The sequence below is a fragment of the Paenibacillus sp. PastF-3 genome, assembly GCF_029893135.1.
In the GTDB taxonomy this organism is placed as follows: Bacteria; Bacillota; Bacilli; order Paenibacillales; family Paenibacillaceae; genus Paenibacillus_AQ; species Paenibacillus_AQ nitricinens.
Genome location: NZ_JARXWM010000026.1, coordinates 12,601 through 30,393 on the forward strand (window position 1 = coordinate 12,601; position 17,793 = coordinate 30,393).

Genomic DNA, 17,793 nt, shown 5'->3' on the forward strand with positions numbered 1-17,793 from the left:
AAGAGATCAGCTTGAAATATTGCCTAGAGTGCGGAACTGCGTTAGTAATGAAAGAAAACGATGGGGAAGGGCAGATACCTTATTGTAAAACATGCGAAATGTTCCGCTTCCCTATTTTTAGCACGGCGATCAGTACAGCAGTATTAAACCGAGAGATGAATAAGATTCTATTAATTCAGCAGTATAACCGACCAGATTATATATTGCTTGCAGGATACGTGAATAAAGGTGAAGATGCGGAAACAACACTTATTCGTGAGGTGAAAGAAGAGGTAGGTCTTGATATTGTAGCCTATGAATATATGCGCAGTTTGTATTTCGCACCTTCTAATACGCTGATGCTGAATTTTATAGGTGTTGCAGATTCGGAGGATTTAAGTCAGATGAGTGCTGAGGTGGATCATGCAGAGTGGTTTGCTTTGGAAGAGGCCGCGGAAGCCATTAAAAAAAGCAGTCTAGCCGAAACCTTCCTATTGGCGATTATTGAGAAATTGAATGCAGGGCAGGTACAGGTGAATCCAGTAGCGGTAGGAGGATCCGTCTAAAATGCGAGTATTTAGTTTTTCAGAAGAAGTCGGTAAGTCTATTGATGCATTCGGCAGCCAGCAGCTATATATGTCGAGAATACTAACAGAGGCGGTTTCTCCACATGTTGGTTGTATGCACTTGGGCGTGAATGGACTTATTGGCTGGCATCAGGCTCCGATTCCACAGCTGTTTCTGGTCGTTAGCGGAGAAGGCTGGGTCAGAGCTGGGGAAGAAGCAGAAATTCCAGTTAGTGCGGGCTCTGCCGTGTATTGGGACAAGGGCGAGTGGCATGAGACACGCACGGAGACAGGACTAACAGCGATAGTGATAGAAGCTGAGAAGATAAGTTTGGCGATGCCGTTGGTGTGAGAGATACTAGAGCGGAGGGAAAACAATGTTCAATCAAGAGAAAAGAACAATGACGACCGAAAGATTGATTTTGAGACCTTTTGAATTATCTGATGCAAAACGTGTCTCTGACCTCTGCAATAATTATAATATCTACAAAAGCACGTTGACTCTTCCTTATCCATATTCCTTGGATTGTGCGATATCCTGGATTGAAACGCATGAAGATCATTTTAACGATGATAAATCCTATGAGTTTGCCATTACGGATAAAAATACACACGAGCTTTATGGAGCTATAGGACTGACAAATAAGCAAGCACACAGAAATGGTGAAGTTGGATATTGGATCGGTGAGGAATATTGGGGGAAAGGGTACGCGACTGAAGCAACACAAGCGGTCATTGCGTTTGCTTTTTCAGAAAAGCATTATCATAAAGTCTTTGCAAGACACTTTGCTTCAAATCCCGCCTCTGGGAAGGTGATGCAAAAATGTGGCATGGTGGAGGAAGGCATATTCATGCAGCATATCTATAAAGAAAATAAATATGATGACCTTATTCATTATGGAATTATTAACACAGAAGGCTATTCTACATAAGGTGGGAAGTTCTTACAAAAGAAAATAAATAAGTAAAAAGGAGCCGAGAGGCTCCTTTTTGTAGTTTTACCATTGATCTTTGCTGACAGATCGGATGGATTTTATTATTTAAGCTTATATACACGAGCTTCATAAGGACGAAGCTGAATCGTGTTTATTTCTTCTTCTGCACTTACTTCGTAGTTGGCAATGAGCAGTTCCTTCGCTTGGAATTTCACAGTAGAAGGAAGCTCGAAGGTTGCAGGCTCTCCAAAGAAATTCAATACAACCAGTAGCTGTTCTTCTCCAAGAGTACGCAGATAAGCATAGACCTGCTCATGCTCCTCAGCCAAGATGGTATAACTTCCGTATACGATAATCTCATGCTGCTTACGCAGCTCAATTAGCTTCTTATAGTAGTAAAAAATAGAATCAGGATCAGCCAGCGCATTCTCCACATTAATGTCCTTGTAGTTAGGGTTCACAGTCAGCCACGGAGTGCCTGTGGTGAATCCTGCTTGTGGCTCGGAATTCCATTGCATCGGTGTACGGCCATTGTCCCGGCCTTTGATGTAAATGGAATTCATGATTTTTTCTTCCGAGTGTCCAGCAGCTAAGTATTCCTTATACATATTTAGAATTTCAATATCTTTGTAGTCGTCGATGGAAGCGAACTGTACATTCGTCATCCCGATTTCTTCACCTTGATAGATATAAGGTGTACCTTGGAGCGTGTGAAGCAGTGTTGCTAACATTTTGCCAGACTCTTTCGGGAACAGCTTATCGTCCCCAAAGCGGGATAACATACGCGGCTGATCGTGGTTGTTCATATACAAGCTGTTCCAACCCTTACCATCCAGTGCGACTTGCCACTTGGAAATAATGGACTTGATGTCCGCCAGCTTCCAAGGCTGTACATTCCATTTGCCTCCAGGCCCGGAATCGACGTCCATAAGCTCAAAATGGAATACCATGTTCAGCTCGTTACGATCCTCGGAAACATACAGTGAAGCTTCTTCTGGAGTGACATTAACAGCTTCGCCTACGGTCATGATATCGTACTTGGATAGCACCTCACGATTCATTTCCTGCATATATTCATGTACGCGTGGACCGTTAACGAAATAGTCTCCTCCGAAATGGTACGTAGGCTGGTCCGCGTTATTTTCCCCAGCAACGCTAGGCAATTCCGGTACTTTGGAAATCAGGTTGATCACGTCCATGCGGAATCCGTCAATTCCTTTATCCAGCCACCAAGTCATCATATCGTAGATTTCCTGGCGGAGTTTTGGGTTCTCCCAATTAAGGTCCGGTTGTTTTCTAGAGAAGAGATGGAGATAATATTCTTCCGACTTCTCATCGTATTCCCAAGCCGACCCACTGAAGAAGGAGCCCCAGTCGTTCGGCGGCTGTCCATCTTTACCAGGACGCCAGATATAATAATCACGATAAGGATTATCCTGTGATTTACGGGATTCCACGAACCAGGCATGTTCATCTGAGGAATGGTTAACCACGAGATCCATAATCAGCTTCATGCCACGGCTGTGAAGTCCAGCTAGCAGTTCTTCCCAATCGGAGAGTGTTCCGAAGTCATCCATAATACTTTGATAATTACTGATATCATAACCGTTATCGTCATTAGGCGACTGGTATACTGGGCACAGCCATACCACGTCAACACCAAGATGATTTAAATAATCGAGTTTCGAAATAATTCCTTGCAGATCACCAATGCCATCCCCGTTGCTGTCTTTAAAGCTGCGGGGGTAGATTTGATACACTACGCTTTCTTTCCACCATTTCTTTTCCAAGGTTATAATCTCCTATCTCTGTATAGATCTAGCTGTTTTATTTAATGGACCCTGATGTTAGTCCGCTGATAATCCATTTTTGTGCGAACAAGTAGACGATGAGCATCGGGGTTAATGCGAGCAGATATGAAGCAAATGCTAAGTTGAAATCTGTACTGAACTGCCCCTGGAACACATATTGTACCAGCGGTAGCGTGTAAGAATCCTGATCGCCGAGCAGAACCAGCGGTAGCATAAAGTCATTCCAAGTCGATAGACAAGACAGGATACCGATCGTTGCACTGACAGGAGCAAGGAGTGGGAAAATAATCTTCCAGAATGTTCCGAATGTCGATGCACCGTCTACTGTAGCCGCTTCTTCCAGTTCGTACGGAATGGAACGGATATAACCGGTGTATACAAACACGTTAAAGGCCAGACCATAAACAACGTAAAGAATAATAATTCCCACAATGTTGTTCATGTGCAGGTCCGTAGTCACTTTGACTACAGGCAGCATGATAATTTGGAAAGGAATAAACATTGCGCTAATAAAATAGAAGTAAAGCACTTTGAAAAATCTTCGCTTCATATTACGTGCAATAGCATAGGCTACCATGGAGTTGGTAAGTAATATGAACACGACTGTTGTAATGGTAATTACGGTACTATTTCCTAAGGCATTGAAGAAATTTGTTGCCTTAATGGCATTGGAGAAGTTCTCAAAATGCAGGCCAGTTGGCAGCGAGAAGATAGATTGAGCCATTTCCTCGGGATTCTTGAGTGCGATGGCAATGGTCATGTACAGCGGAAACAGGATCAGTATTGAGCCTAGGGCGATAAGAATCGTTACAGGCCAGTTGGTTGATTTTTTGATCATAAGTCCATCTCCCGTTTCTGCAGAAATTTAAGCTGAAGGGCGGAGATAACGACAATCACGATAAAATAAATCACGGCGTTCGCCGATTGATAGGCAAATTCTCCGCCTTGGAAGCCGCCGGTGTAGATTAAGTGGGCAATGGATTGTGTTGAACGACCTGGACCCCCGCCTGTCAAGGCAACGATTTGGTCGAATACCATTAGACCGCCCTTCATCGCGAGCACCATATTGATGGTGAAGAAGGAAGCAAGCATTGGAAACGTAATGCTCCAGAATTCTCTCCAGCGGCTAGCGCCGTCCAGATTGGAAGCTTCGTAAAGATCATGAGGAATGGTTTGAAGACCCGCCAGATAGAGAATCGTGTTATAAGCAATCCCCTGCCAAACGGCTACAATGACGATACCGATCCAAGCCCAGTCGGAGTTACCGAGAATGTTCTGTGATAGGAATTCGCTGCCGAGTTTCGCACCCCAAATAGGGAATACATTAGCGAACAAGTAGTTAAAAATAAAACCAACAATCAATACGCTGAGGATATTCGGCAAGAAATATACGCCACGGAAAAAGTTTTTAGCTTTAATTTTGGCGTTAAGTCCAAGCGCAATCAACAAGCTGATGATATTGATAAGAATAGTGGTTAGAATGGCATATTTAAAAGTGAACACATATGAATTCAACACATTTTCATCTTGAAAAATGTTAATGAAGTTCTTAAATCCTACGTAATCAAAGCTGTCACTAAAGCCGTCCCAGTTCGTGAACGAATAATATATACCCTGGATTGCAGGAAAGGTATGGAAGGCAAAGAAAAGAAGTAATGCCGGTATAGTCATCAGATAAAAGGCGACTCGGCGTTTGGCCATCATGTAATCCTCCTCATTGTAAAAGCGAAAGAGAAGAGGGGAAGCCCCGTTCTCTTTCGCGGTTCATGTTTGTCTGATCAGTTTATTTCCGGTTAGCTACTTTATCCCATTCCTTATCAAGCTGTTCTAGGTAAGCTTTAATGTCTTTCTTTTGCAAGAAGGATTGGTTGATGGTATCCACTTTCATCGCACTTGGGATGTAGTGGTCAGCAAAGTCAGCCAAGTTGCCAGCGGTAAACGCTTCTTTGAAGCCATCCATCGTTGGATCATCTTGTGTTACACCTTGTACAGCTGGGAATGCTTTTTGCTCATTGATGTATAGGCTAACATTCTCAGGTTGAAGCAGGAAGTCTACGAATTTCTTTGCTTCTTCTTTATGTTTAGTGTTCTTGGAAATCGTCAGCAACGTATCTACGCCAGAAATGACTTTGTTATCGGCAGCATCATTTGTTGCTGGGAATGGGAATACGCCAAGTTCAATGGATGGATTGGCTTTCACGATTTCTGGGATCGCCCATACGCCTTGCAGGTACATTGCTGATTCACCTTTAGCGAATGCTGTGTTTCCGTCATTGTAACCTTTACCAAAGATATCTTTTTGTCCGTATTCCGTCAGCTTAAGCAGCTTTTCAGCAACCTCGTTAAAGCTGTCTGCGAAGGTTACAGTGCCTGCCGCACGCTCCTTGAAGAAATCATTCCCTTTAATGATCGTGGAGAGGGAGTTGAACGGCGTAAGTGTTGTCCATGAATCCTTCAGTGTCAGGTAAAAAGCATTTTTACCGCTGTCCTTGAACTTTTGAGCGACAGCCATGAACTCATCCCAAGTAGTTGGAACAGTAACACCGGCTTCAGCAAACATCGCTTTATTGTAAATGACACCACTTGCGTTTGAAGAGAATGGAAGACCATTCAGTTCGTCCGAACCCGTCAAGTCTTTCAGCATTTGAAGATATGCTGGCTGGATATTCTCAGCGAGTGGATCGCCTGTGAAATCTTCAAAAAGACCGCTGCCAGATAACGTCTTGTAGGTGTCAGTTGCTCCAATCCCTACCACGTCAGGAATATCTTTCTTCGCTGCACGAGTTTTCAATACCGTTTCAGCATCTGGCGGGTTAACCTGTGTGACAACAATATTTGGATTGGCTTCATTGAATTTCGCAACCAGCTTGTCGAAGGTGGCTTTGGCTTCGGTTTTATTTTGGAAAAACTCGACTTTTACCTTGTCACCGGAGGAGGCATTTCCACCACTATTTGCGCTGTTGTCAGCTGCATTGCTACCACAGGCACTAAGTACGGACATTGCCAGTACGCTAACCACTACGGGTTTGATTGTTTTTTTCATGATTAAATCCTCCTAATAATTTGTTGGTATTATGAACATGTAAGAGATTAAACATGTACGTAAATGAAAACTAATTGATATTCTGCTACTTATAGGCGGCAGATATGCATTACCAATAGAGAGAGTAAACGTTTACGTAAAAGGGGTAAAAAGACTCAGGTAAGTGATCTTACCGTTTGTCTTTCCACGATTAAGTGATCGACAATTTTGCTATCCACAGTCTCGCCTGTTTCAATCATCTGAATAAGCTTCTCCACGGCGATCTTACCAATATCGTACAGTGGTTGACGCACTGTAGTTAACGGAGGAATAATCATTTTCGCCATTCCAAGATCGTCATAACCCATAATGGATATATCGTCGGGAACACTTAAACCATATTTGATGACCGTGGAAAGAGCACCAATCGCCATTTCATCACTAGCGGCAAAGACGGCAGTGACATCAGGGGCTTGCTCCAAGAGAGCTTCCATTGCAATGCTCCCGCTTTCATACAGAAAGTCTCCAAAGGTGAGATAGCGGCTGTCGAAAGGAATTCCACTTGCTTCAAGCGCTTTACGATATCCCTCAGCTCTGGGTGCACCAGCAATAGCATCGCTTGGATTTCCGCTGATCATGGCAATTTTGCTGTGACCTTTGGAAATTAAGTAGAGAGTGGCATCATAAGCAGCCTGGTAATCGTCTACTTTAACGTAAGGTACACTGGCAAATTCCGTTTGGGAGGAAACCAACACAACTGGGATCTTCATGGTTTCTAGCACATCGTAATACTCTTTCTTCAAGACCTCACTAGAGTAAATAATGCCATCAACCTGCTTCTCCCTTAAGAGTTGTAAGTACTTTAATGTTCGTTTACCATCCTGGTCGGTATTACAGACCATTACACTGTAATTGCGGTCATTGGCCAATTCCTCAATGCCTTTAAGCAGATCAGAGGAGAACGCTCCAGAAACACTTGGGAACATTACACCAATGGTCTGGGTACGCTTATTGATTAGGCCACGAGCAATCGCGTTAGGTTGATAGCCGAGTTCTTTGATAGCTTCATTTACCTTTTGTTTCGTCTTGTCGGAGTACCCACTTAAATTGTTTAGCACGCGAGAGACTGTTGCAATGGAAACGTTCGCTTTTTGTGCAACATCTTTAATGGTTGGGTTCATTCATACGTGCTCCTTAGATTACGGTTAGCCTTAGATTAAACGTTTACGCTTTGAAAATCAAATTCCTTGAAAAGATTTACGTAAACGCTTACCCTGAATATAAATCCTGGCAGGTATGCTTGTCAACTCCACTTAAAAAATATGTGAGGGATAAGAACCATGAAAGGTAATTATTTTTTAATAGAATGAAACCGATTAAATTACCAGAAAATCTCTGTTAAAATGGTGTGTAAGAGGGAGAAATGTAGCTGGAGTAGGATATTAAGAATACAGAGACCCAGAATTGACAAAAGAATAGTAGAGGTCTAACATTTAGACAGTAAACGCTTACGTGAAATCGGATTGACATGTTCATCGTTTGGTTTAGTGTTTAACCGGATAAGGAGCTGCGCTTATGAATATTTATCTCGAAATTCCAGATGTGGATAAGCATTTTCCTTTTAGAAGTTTACTATGTGGAGGAGATACGCTGTGCTATCCGCATTGGCATAAAGAAATTGAAATTATATATGTAACTAAAGGAAGTCTAAATCTGGGAATAAATGATACCCCTATTCACATGGAGCAAGGTGAGGTTCAATTTATCAACGGTGGGGATGTCCATTATTTTCTGGCCTCACCTGAAAGCGAACGGGTAGTCATTCAATTCGATCTTAACCTGTTTCAGGAAGTCGCAGCCTTGAGTGGAAATGATTATTCGCTTCGTGAGGTTTTTACGCTTATGGAGCATTCAAGTTCAAAATGGCCCGAGGCAACCGCCGTGAAGATCAAAGGGCTGATTGAGAGTATTTATGAGGAAGACGTGCAGCGAAGAGATGGGTACGCTTACTTAATCAAAGCAAGATTGTTTGAACTATTGACCGTTATTTTACGGGAAGTGCCGAAGAGTACACTCAATAAACAGCCTAAGTTCTCGGAAGATACGCTGAACCAGTCTAGAGAAACACTGGAAAGATTAGAGCGGATTTTTATCTATGTAGAGCAGCATTACCAGGAAGCCATTACGCTGAATGAGGTAGCTAGCTATATGGGCTTTAGTCCGTATTATTTTACCAAGCTGTTCAAGAAGAATACTGGTATGACCTTTATAGCTTTCTTAAACGAATATCGCCTTAACAAAGCCAAATGGATCTTAATCAATGAAGATTTGCCGATGTCTGCGGTGGCGGAAGCTGCCGGGTTTGGCAGCGTGAAGACATTCCATCATTTTTTCAAGGATGCTACGGGGATATCACCCCTAAAATACCATAAGACAATATTCGGGAATAATACAGCAAGAATGCAGGAAGAAAGACGCCCCCGGGCTTTGTATGATAGAGATATCAAAACAGGAACAAGTGGAGGTTAAGACAAAGATGACATTAACAGTAGGAATTATCGGCTGCGGAGGCATTGCTAACGGCAAACATATGCCAGCATTAAAAAAAGTTGAAGGTGCGCGAATGGTTGCTTTTTGCGATATCGTTCCTGAGCGTGCAGAAAAGGCAAAGGCGGAGTTTGGGGATGAGAACTCTGTAGTTTACACGGATTATACAGAACTTCTTAAAGATGCAAGTATAGATGTAATTCATGTATGTACACCGAATATTTCCCATGCGGAGATTTCCATTGCGGCAATGGAGGCAGGTAAGCATGTAATGTGCGAGAAGCCAATGGCTAAAACCACTGAAGAAGCACAAGCAATGATCGACGCTTCAAAGCGAACTGGGAAGAAGCTAACCATCGGTTACCAGAACCGTTTCAGACCAGATTCCGCTTATCTGCATACGGTATGCGAGAATAATGGTCTTGGAGAGATTTATTACGCTAAAGCTAAAGCGATCCGTCGTCGTGCCGTTCCAACATGGGGCGTGTTCCTGGATGAGGAAGCACAAGGTGGAGGACCATTAATTGATATCGGTACTCATGCTCTCGATTTGACCCTGTGGATGATGGATAACTACAAACCTAAATATGTTGTGGGTAACGCTTATCATAAGCTGTCCGGTCGTAAAAATGCTGCGAACGCTTGGGGCCCGTGGGATCCTGAGAAATTTACAGTTGAGGATTCCGCCATTGGATTCATTACTATGGAGAATGGAGCTAGCATCGTTCTCGAAGCAAGCTGGGCGCTCAATACACTTGATGTTGGTGAAGCTAAGACTGTGCTTTGCGGTACTGAAGGTGGAGCGGATATGGAAGACGGTCTGCGCATCAACGGAGAAGAATACGGCAAGACATATGAGAAGCATATTAGCTTGGAAGCCGGTGGCGTTGACTTTTATGATGGTGCGGGAGATGATCCTGCATTGACGGAGGCTACTCAGTGGATCGAAAGCATCGTCAATGACACCGAGCCTGTAGTGAAGCCAGAACAGGCGCTCGTTGTTACCCGTATCTTGGAGGCTATTTATAAATCCTCTGAGACTGGCATGCCTGTATTTTTTGAATAAACGATCAGGTTTAACGACATAGATAACTATGAACTAGGAGTGTGTCCAAAGTGACCAGAGTAACGGTATGGAATGAATTCCGCCATGAACGGCAGGAAGAGAGAATTCTCAAAGTCTACCCGCAAGGGATTCACGGACAGTTGGCAAGCTTCCTTCAGGAGGCTGGACTGGACGCTCAGACAGCTACGCTGGATGAACCGGAGCATGGACTGACACAAGAAGTGCTGGATAACACGGATGTACTGATTTGGTGGGGACATGTCGCCCATCAAGAAGTTAGTGATGAGATTGTAAATCGTGTTCACCAAAGAGTGCTTCAAGGCATGGGGCTAGTGGTGCTTCATTCGGGTCATATGTCCAAAATATTCATGAAGTTAATGGGCACCAGCTGCGATCTAAAGTGGCGTGAAGCAGGGGAGAAAGAGCGTCTTTGGGTCATGGACCCAAGTCACCCGATTGCTGAGGGCATTGGCGAATATATCGATTTGGAGCAAGAGGAAATGTACGGTGCACATTTTGATGTACCAGCACCAGAAAGTCTTATTTTTGTCGGCTGGTTTGAAGGCGGCAATGTGTTCCCTAGCGGATCGACCTATCGTCGCGGGAACGGGAAGATCTTTTATTTCCAGCCCGGCCATGAATCTTATCCAACCTATTACAATAAAGAAATCCAAAGAGTGATCATCAATGGCGTGAACTGGTGTGCACCAACGAAACGTGATTATCCTGTGTACGGACATTCCGAAGCTTTGGAACCTATTAAAGAAAAGGTGGTCTTGTAAATGAAGTTAGGTGTATTTGATCCTGTATTTGGAAGTTTAACTCTTGATGAGATGCTTGATAAAATCGCTGCTGCTGGTTTGAATGCGGTAGAGATCGGTTCAGGAGGCAATCCGGGAAATGCCCACTGTCCAACAGATGAGCTGCTTGCCAGCGAATCAGCACGTAAGGAATATCTGGAGAAGTTCACGAAACGTGGCATTATGATCAGTGCATTCAGTTGCCATAATAACCCGATATCGCCGGATAAAGAAGAAGCTCGTGATGGCGACGAAATTCTGCGTAAGTCGATCAAGCTAGCTTCGCTAATGGGCGTTAAGGTAGTGAATACTTTCTCGGGAACCGCGGGAGACAGCGACGATGCAAAAGCACCGAACTGGCCAGTTACACCTTGGCCTACCGTGTACAGCGACATCAAAACCTGGCAGTGGGAGCATAAACTGATCCCTTACTGGAAGGAAATCGGTAAGCTGGCCGAAGAGCATGGCGTTAAGATCGGTATCGAGCTTCATGGTGGTTTCCTCTGCCATACTCCTTATACAATTCTGAAGCTTAGAGAAGCAACCTGCGATGCGATCGGCGCGAACCTAGACCCGAGCCATCTGTGGTGGCAGGGCATCGATCCTGTGGGCGCAATCAAGATTCTTGGTAAAGCCGGCGCAATCCATCATTTCCATGCCAAGGACACGTACCTGGATCAGGACAACATCAATATGTATGGTCTGACAGATATGCAGCCTTATGGCGATGTGCAGACTCGCGCATGGACCTTCCGTTCCGTTGGCTGTGGACACAGCATATCTGAATGGTCGGATATCATGAGTGCGCTACGTACTTACGGTTATGATTATGTGGTCAGCATCGAGCATGAAGACCCTCTTATGACGGTAGACGAAGGCTTCCAACGTGCAGTAACCAATTTGCAATCCATTCTTATTCGTGACCAGCCTCAGGGTATGTGGTGGGCGTAAGGATATTTTAAGAACGAAAGATCTTGATTCTCTAGTGTTTGTAGAGGATCAAGATCTTTTTTGCGTGTTTATGTGGATGTGGGTTAGGATAATGTGCGGATGAAGAAAATAGCAGAAAGCAAGGTTCTAAGATGAATAAAGGAGAGACAACAATGTTACTAGAAGTTATTGCTACAACATTAAGTGATGCAGTGCTGGCCGAACGTTATGGTGCTGACCGAATTGAACTGATCACAGCGATTAGTGAAGGGGGATTAACACCCAGTCTGGGACTAATAGAAAAAGTGCGCGAAGCCGTCTCGATCCCGGTCAGAGTAATGGTTAGGCCTCACGCCAGATCCTTTTATTACGATAAGGATGATATAGAAACTATGGAGAGGGATATTCAGCATATCGCATCTATCGGCGGATTCTCTGTTGTTATGGGCATGTTACGATCTGACGGAACGATTGACGAAGAGGCACTTCAACGACTGCTTCAGGCTGCACAGGGTCTGGAGGTGACATTCCATCGAGCGTTTGACGTGGTGAGGGATCAATTTGAGGCGTTAGAAATATTGATACGTTATCCTCAAATTACTGACATTCTAACATCAGGAGCCGAGAGTACAGCCCCTAAGGGCGCGGAGCGTATTGCTGCGCTTGAACAGCTTACTGCGGAGCGATCTATCAACATACTGGCAGGTAGTGGATTAACGGTGGAAGGGATAAGCGATTTTGTACAACAAACAGGTGTGAGGCGGGTACATTTCGGTTCAGCAGTTAGAGTAGAGGGTGATGCGCTGAAACCTATAGATCCTCTTCGCTTGCAGGCTGTTCGAAACCTTCTGCATCAAAGAAAAGAGCACTAGCCTTAACGATAATAATGGATTACAGACTGGGGGAGCTGAAAGGATTTTGAGATTAAAGATCCGGATGGGTATGTGATTGCATTGGGTTCAGGTAAGAAACTGTAGCCGCTGAAACATAAAATATTGTTTAAAAATACAGAGCTGATCTTTGGTTATCCAAAGGTCGGCTTTTTGTCGTGTGCACTTGGTTACAGTATTGCAATCTCTGCGTCAAATGCGGGGGACGAGTTGAAAAGAATAGGTACAGGCTGGTATGCAACTAAATTGAAATGATTTCGTCTTTATATATGGAGGTGGAGAAAATTGGGATTTTTTGTTTCGAGTAGCTGGTTTCAATCTTCATTACAGCGGAACATAAAGCTGATGCTTGTGTTTGGGCTTCTGTTCGCTGCATGTTTTACAGGTGTGGGAAAGGCGGAAGCTGCTGCTGGATCCGATCTAATTATCGTGAATAAAAAAACAAACAAACTCGCGTATTTCAGTGATGGCAAGCTGGTGAAGACTTTTCCGGTCGCAACAGGGAAATCGAAGGAACTGACACCGGAAGGTAGCTTCAAAATGGTAGTTAAAGTAAAGAACAGACCCTACTACAAAGAGAAAATACCTGGGGGTGATCCGGCCAATCCGCTTGGCGACCGCTGGTTAGGGCTAGAGGTAAATGGAACTTATGGAACTACGTACGCGATTCACGGCAATAGTAATGAGTCATCCATAGGAAAGTATGTTAGTGCTGGATGTATTCGAATGCATAATGATGATATCCACTGGTTATATCCAAAAATAGCTAAGAACACAAGAGTCATCATTACAACTAGTACACTGGCTATGGAGAGCATTGCGACAAAGAACGGGTACTCTGTGGGAAGTAAGACGTTTGCTGGAGCTTTTGAGCTGGATGGCGTCACGACAAAGCTGAATGATCCCTTTATATTGGATAACTCCCGTATATTTATTCCGCTGAGAGAATCTGTAGCGTTGTTAGGTGGAACTCTGCAGAGCGAAGCTGGTACTGGTGCACTGCTAATTACGATAGGTGGTCGTACGGTGACACATAAGCCTTTATCCGAGCAGGCTATCGTGAATGGGAAATCCATTAAGATAATCGCATCTCGTAATGAAAATAACCGATTGTTAATTCCACTAAGCATCTTGCCCCAATTATTTAGCATTCAGGTGCAATGGAATCCACAGTCTCAGTCGGTAAAGATTAATTTATAACTGTTCTTGGAATTGTATTTCTGATCTTAGTTAGTCTATACTGTACTCATTCAAACCAATTCGGACAATGACGGAGGACCACCGACTGATGAATAACTAACACGTTTCCTAATGAATTAGACCATCCAACTTGTAAAGTGCATATGCACAAGTCACGGAGCACCCGCGCAGGGTGATAACGGTCAGGGATACGTGTGTCGGTCGGGGGCCTTACGTTGCTTTTATATGAATAGATCGATCTATTGTTTGGTTTACTCTGCATGCAGCAGGTGATCACAGCCGTAGTCTATTCATGTTATGGCATATTCCCCCATCATACGCTATTCGACCGCAGACCGCTGGCTGCGGTTTTTTATTTGCAATATAATCGGAGGAATGGAATATGACCCTAATAAAAGCAAAGAATTTACGTAAAGAATGGAGCGGGACCCTGTTATTTGAGAAGGTGTCCTTTGAGATATCGGAAGGAGAGCGTGTGCTCTTGTTCGGCCGTAATGGAATCGGCAAAACCACACTGCTTAAGGGACTGATCGGTCGCCTCACCTTTGAGGAAGGGAGTATTTATCACGGCTTACCTCCTGAAGAATGGGGCGTGCTGGATCAGCAGTTAGAAGTATCAGAAGAAGTAAGCGCCTTGGATTACGTTCTCGCCGGATCGGCAGAGCTACCCCAATTAAAGCGCCGGCTTCAACTCCTTGGTCAGAGGTTGCAGGAAGTGAACGAGGAGAGTGAAGCTGGACTTACTGAATACGCCGAAGTGTACGAACGATACCTGCAGCTTAATGGATATGACTGGGAGGCTAAAGCGGAAAAGTGCTTGAAACAGCTTAAGCTAGAACGCTCAGTTTGGGATTTGCCATACCCATCGCTAAGCGGAGGGCAAAAGACACGTGTCCAATTAGCAGCATTACTAGCCCAGCAGCCAAAGCTGTTGATTCTAGATGAGCCGACAAATCACTTAGATGGAGAGACGATGGAGTGGTTGGAACATTGGGTACACACCTACCCTGGAACCGTACTTTATGTTTCGCATGATCGTACGTTCATCGATCGAACGGCGACAGCTTTACTGGAACTTAGTCCAGAGGGATGTCGCCGGTATTGGGGTGGATATACGCAGTATCGGGAGCAGAAAGCGATAGAGGCACGAACGCTAGAGGGACAATATAAGAAGCAGGAACAGGAAAAGGAGAAAATACTGGAGAGCATCAGAAGGTATTCGGAGTGGTTCCAGCAGGCACACCGTGCTGCCGGACAGCATGATTTCCTGCGTGCGAAATCTAAGAAGAACGTGTCTCGTCTTCATGCGAAGGAAGCTGCACTCGAACGCTTAAATAAGAACCGTGTGGAATTGCCGCGCGAGACAAGCAAGCTGAAGATGAAGCTGGAGACGGAAGCATTAATGGCGGACACTTTGCTGTCACTCCGCGAGATTGATTTTGCTTATAAGGATAGTGCGCCTGTATTGAAAGATTTCAGTTTGTCCTTGAATCGAGGAGATCGTCTCGCTATTCTGGGGCCCAATGGGGTTGGGAAGTCTTCTTTGCTGAAGTTGATTGCGGGTATTCATAAACCCACCCAAGGTGAAGTACGGCTGCATCCACGGACGAAGATTGGTTATTTTGCCCAAGAGCTCGATAATCTAGCGGTGTCATCCACGATTCTGGATAGCTTGCTTGAACTGCCGGGTATGACCCAAACGGAGGCACGAACGATTCTAGGCTGCTTTTTATTTTCGCGGGAGGATGTCTTTAAACGAATTGGTGATTTAAGTCTGGGGGAGAAATGTCGTGTAGCTTTCCTTAAACTGTACTTTGGAAAAGCTAACCTATTAGTACTGGATGAACCCACCAATTATCTGGACATTGACACTAGGGAGCGTGTAGAAGAAGCGTTAAGGGTATATCCGGGAGGGCTTGTGATGGTCTCGCATGACCGATATCTGCACACTAATGTAGCTAATCGTCTGATAATCTTAGAGCCGGCTCAGACACCGAAGTTTTTCCAGGGTTCCTATAATGAATACATTTCCAAAGATAGAAGTCGTGTGCTTACCCAAAAAGAACAGGCGCGGGAGGACGAGCTTGTCCTTCTGACGCTCCGTCTGAATCAATTGATCCAAAGTGGAAGTAGGGATACAGAGGCGGAGAATGAGGCGCTAATGGCGGACATAGTTAATCTGCGGTTACAGATTCAGGAACTAAGGGATAAGGAAGAAACTACACTCTTCTAAAAAGAGAGTCAACATCACCCAGCTCAGGATACAATTTATCTAGGGCTGGGTTGTTTTTTAGCGTGAAAAATATATACGGAATCGAATATTCAGATAGGAGTTATTAGATGTAAGGTGTATAATTTGGAGGAATATGGATGTAATTTGGGATAGGCAGATCTTGAAAGGACGGTTATAAAATGATGAAATTCGCTTCCTTTATTGTGGAATTATTTCGATTATGTATATTACTTGTGTTGACCTTGTTTATTTTAGGCGGGGCAGAGCGATTCGTATATCAATCTATATTTGGTCAGCCCGTATATAACTGGAGTATGGCGTTTGGAAATGTATTGATATTTTTTATGCTGTATCGGAATCATTTTCAGTTTAAAGGTTGGTACAAATCAGAAAAAAATGTCAAGCTAACCCTCCTCACTACAAGAATTATAACTGTTATATCGCTAGGGCTTATCCTCCTGCCGATCGGGCTCAGCTGAGCCTATGTAAATTAGAATCATTGGAGCCTGTGATGATTTTTAAATGGAACCGTGGATATAATTGGGAAGACATTCATAGAATTATTAAATTAACAGATAAACTTTCTGATATACGGGTGATTCTAAAACATAATAAGGAACTGGAATCCATTATTGAAGAGCGGATCAAAAGGCTGAATGAATACAGTTAAGCATAGAGAGCGGGGGCCCTGATATGAATAACTATAAAGTGGAGCGTTTGGAACAGGAGGATTTCATAGGATTTTGGAAAAGAGTACTGGCTACCATTCTTGATCTCCTTGTCATTCTGATCCCTGCGGTTATTGTTTACATGCTATTCAACTCATTAGCTGTTTCCTTGCACTCGGAGATTCCTATTATCCTTGAGTATATTATCTTCATCGTGTTTGATATTTTTATGATCGTTAGATTTGGCGGATCACCCGGGAAGCTGATTTTAAAGATAAAGATTATTAATGATCAAGGGAGCTATCCAACGCTGAAGGAAGCTCTAGTTCGAAATATTTTCCGAATCATTAGTACAATTTTTTCAATGATTGTTGGTGTCAGTCTCTACGACCTCACTGCGATTTCCACCAACCTTGCCTTATGGGCACCATTGGCTAATGATCTCAGTAAAATACTTGGCTTTATCATGCTTGTGGATTATCTATTTGTCGCATTTACTCCCCGTAAACGTGCGCTTCACGATATGATGGCCGGTACTTATGTTATTGATAAATCTGCAATTTAAAGGATGCTTGCTGAGCATTCTTTTTTTTGATTTTTAATAGTTTATCGTTAAATAGTTTACTATTAAATATTTTAGTGTTAAAATAAATACAGAAGCACCCAATGATCATGAGCGTTATAGGAGGATGTACTTGGAAAACCCAGATTTTTTTAGACTCATACATGCAGTTGAATTATTCACGGATGAAATTATTGTTCGATGGATGAATGCTTTTGACCATAATATTGGGATATCACCCGTTCTCGTCTTGGGAGAATTGAATAAAAAGGGTCCGCAGAAGCAAACTACTTTGGCTAAAAAATTAGGTTATACGCCGGGGGCGATGACGAACATTGCCAATCGCTTAATTAAACAGGAAATGGCCGAGCGTAAATATAATGAAGATGATCGCCGAAATGTACTGCTCTCGATCACGGACAAAGGTAAGGATGTACTGAAGGAAGCACAGCTAAAAGGACAGGAGCTCCGAGCTGAAATATTTCTGAAGCTCGATGAAGAAGAACTGCAGCAATTCTTGAAAATTTATGAAAAGTTGTTAACGAGCTTTGATAGCTCTGAAACATAAATGAAGTCATCTAAGA

19 protein-coding genes are annotated in these 17,793 nt (G+C 43.6%); 14 read left to right on the forward strand and 5 right to left on the reverse strand.

The annotated features are described in order from the left end of the window. The first annotated feature begins 11 nt into the window (after positions 1-11). From M2444_RS30710 to M2444_RS30720, 3 genes are read left to right on the forward strand one after another with little or no spacing between them, the layout of a single operon-like run. Positions 12-545 carry an NAD(+) diphosphatase gene (locus tag M2444_RS30710; RefSeq protein WP_280788913.1) on the forward strand — a complete coding sequence of 178 codons (534 nt, stop codon included), beginning with the start codon at positions 12-14 and terminating at the stop codon, positions 543-545. Position 546: 1 nt separating this feature from the next. Continuing rightward, positions 547-897: a cupin domain-containing protein gene (locus M2444_RS30715; RefSeq protein WP_280788914.1), complete on the forward strand. Its 351-nt coding sequence runs from the start codon at positions 547-549 to the stop codon at positions 895-897. Positions 898-922: 25 nt separating this feature from the next. Then, complete coding sequence (locus M2444_RS30720) at positions 923-1,477, forward strand: GNAT family N-acetyltransferase (protein WP_280788915.1); 555 nt, start codon at positions 923-925, stop codon at positions 1,475-1,477. A gap of 104 nt (positions 1,478-1,581) precedes the next feature. Here M2444_RS30720 and M2444_RS30725 read toward each other — a convergent pair whose 3' ends face one another. The 5 genes from M2444_RS30725 to M2444_RS30745 all read right to left on the reverse strand — a co-directional run bounded on the left by M2444_RS30725 (position 1,582) and on the right by M2444_RS30745 (position 7,494). Continuing rightward, the gene (locus M2444_RS30725; RefSeq protein ID WP_280788916.1) at positions 1,582-3,270 is read right to left on the reverse strand and encodes a glycoside hydrolase family 13 protein; all 1,689 of its coding nucleotides are present in this window, start codon (positions 3,268-3,270) and stop codon (positions 1,582-1,584) included. 37 nt (positions 3,271-3,307) lie between these two features. Further along, positions 3,308-4,129: a carbohydrate ABC transporter permease gene (locus M2444_RS30730; protein WP_179085741.1), complete on the reverse strand. Its 822-nt coding sequence runs from the start codon at positions 4,127-4,129 to the stop codon at positions 3,308-3,310. Then, positions 4,126-4,992, reverse strand: a complete 867-nt coding sequence (locus M2444_RS30735) for a carbohydrate ABC transporter permease (RefSeq protein ID WP_036680400.1) — start codon at positions 4,990-4,992, stop codon at positions 4,126-4,128. Before M2444_RS30735 ends, M2444_RS30730 begins: the two co-directional genes overlap by 4 nt. Before the next feature lie 82 nt (positions 4,993-5,074). After that, positions 5,075-6,334, reverse strand: a complete 1,260-nt coding sequence (locus M2444_RS30740) for an ABC transporter substrate-binding protein (protein WP_094872497.1) — start codon at positions 6,332-6,334, stop codon at positions 5,075-5,077. A 155-nt stretch (positions 6,335-6,489) separates the two neighbouring features. Continuing rightward, positions 6,490-7,494 (reverse strand): LacI family DNA-binding transcriptional regulator, encoded by a 1,005-nt coding sequence (locus tag M2444_RS30745; protein WP_076284001.1) that lies wholly within the window; start codon positions 7,492-7,494, stop codon positions 6,490-6,492. Positions 7,495-7,888: 394 nt separating this feature from the next. Between M2444_RS30745 and M2444_RS30750 the strand changes: the two genes are divergently transcribed. The 11 genes from M2444_RS30750 to M2444_RS30800 all read left to right on the forward strand — a co-directional run bounded on the left by M2444_RS30750 (position 7,889) and on the right by M2444_RS30800 (position 17,777). Continuing rightward, positions 7,889-8,842: an AraC family transcriptional regulator gene (locus tag M2444_RS30750; protein ID WP_094872500.1), complete on the forward strand. Its 954-nt coding sequence runs from the start codon at positions 7,889-7,891 to the stop codon at positions 8,840-8,842. 7 nt (positions 8,843-8,849) lie between these two features. After that, positions 8,850-9,926: a Gfo/Idh/MocA family protein gene (locus M2444_RS30755; protein ID WP_094872501.1), complete on the forward strand. Its 1,077-nt coding sequence runs from the start codon at positions 8,850-8,852 to the stop codon at positions 9,924-9,926. A gap of 50 nt (positions 9,927-9,976) precedes the next feature. Then, a complete protein-coding gene (locus tag M2444_RS30760) occupies positions 9,977-10,708 on the forward strand; it encodes a ThuA domain-containing protein (protein ID WP_042124690.1) in 732 nt (243 codons plus the stop codon). Continuing rightward, positions 10,709-11,677: a sugar phosphate isomerase/epimerase family protein gene (locus M2444_RS30765; protein WP_094872503.1), complete on the forward strand. Its 969-nt coding sequence runs from the start codon at positions 10,709-10,711 to the stop codon at positions 11,675-11,677. 152 nt (positions 11,678-11,829) lie between these two features. After that, on the forward strand, positions 11,830-12,528 hold the full coding sequence (locus M2444_RS30770; protein ID WP_280788917.1) for a copper homeostasis protein CutC: 699 nt from the start codon (positions 11,830-11,832) through the stop codon (positions 12,526-12,528). Positions 12,529-12,831: 303 nt separating this feature from the next. Beyond that, the gene (locus tag M2444_RS30775) at positions 12,832-13,746 is read left to right on the forward strand and encodes a L,D-transpeptidase family protein (RefSeq protein ID WP_280788918.1); all 915 of its coding nucleotides are present in this window, start codon (positions 12,832-12,834) and stop codon (positions 13,744-13,746) included. A 382-nt stretch (positions 13,747-14,128) separates the two neighbouring features. Beyond that, complete coding sequence (gene abc-f / locus M2444_RS30780) at positions 14,129-15,979, forward strand: ribosomal protection-like ABC-F family protein (RefSeq protein WP_280788919.1); 1,851 nt, start codon at positions 14,129-14,131, stop codon at positions 15,977-15,979. A 179-nt stretch (positions 15,980-16,158) separates the two neighbouring features. After that, on the forward strand, positions 16,159-16,458 hold the full coding sequence (locus M2444_RS30785; protein ID WP_280788920.1) for a hypothetical protein: 300 nt from the start codon (positions 16,159-16,161) through the stop codon (positions 16,456-16,458). Between the two features lie 32 nt (positions 16,459-16,490). Next, positions 16,491-16,649, forward strand: coding sequence for a hypothetical protein (locus M2444_RS30790; protein ID WP_179281685.1), 159 nt, complete (start codon positions 16,491-16,493; stop codon positions 16,647-16,649). Positions 16,650-16,672: 23 nt separating this feature from the next. Then, positions 16,673-17,212 carry an RDD family protein gene (locus tag M2444_RS30795; RefSeq protein ID WP_280788921.1) on the forward strand — a complete coding sequence of 180 codons (540 nt, stop codon included), beginning with the start codon at positions 16,673-16,675 and terminating at the stop codon, positions 17,210-17,212. A 130-nt stretch (positions 17,213-17,342) separates the two neighbouring features. Continuing rightward, the gene (locus M2444_RS30800; RefSeq protein ID WP_094872511.1) at positions 17,343-17,777 is read left to right on the forward strand and encodes a MarR family winged helix-turn-helix transcriptional regulator; all 435 of its coding nucleotides are present in this window, start codon (positions 17,343-17,345) and stop codon (positions 17,775-17,777) included. Positions 17,778-17,793 lie beyond the last annotated feature (16 nt).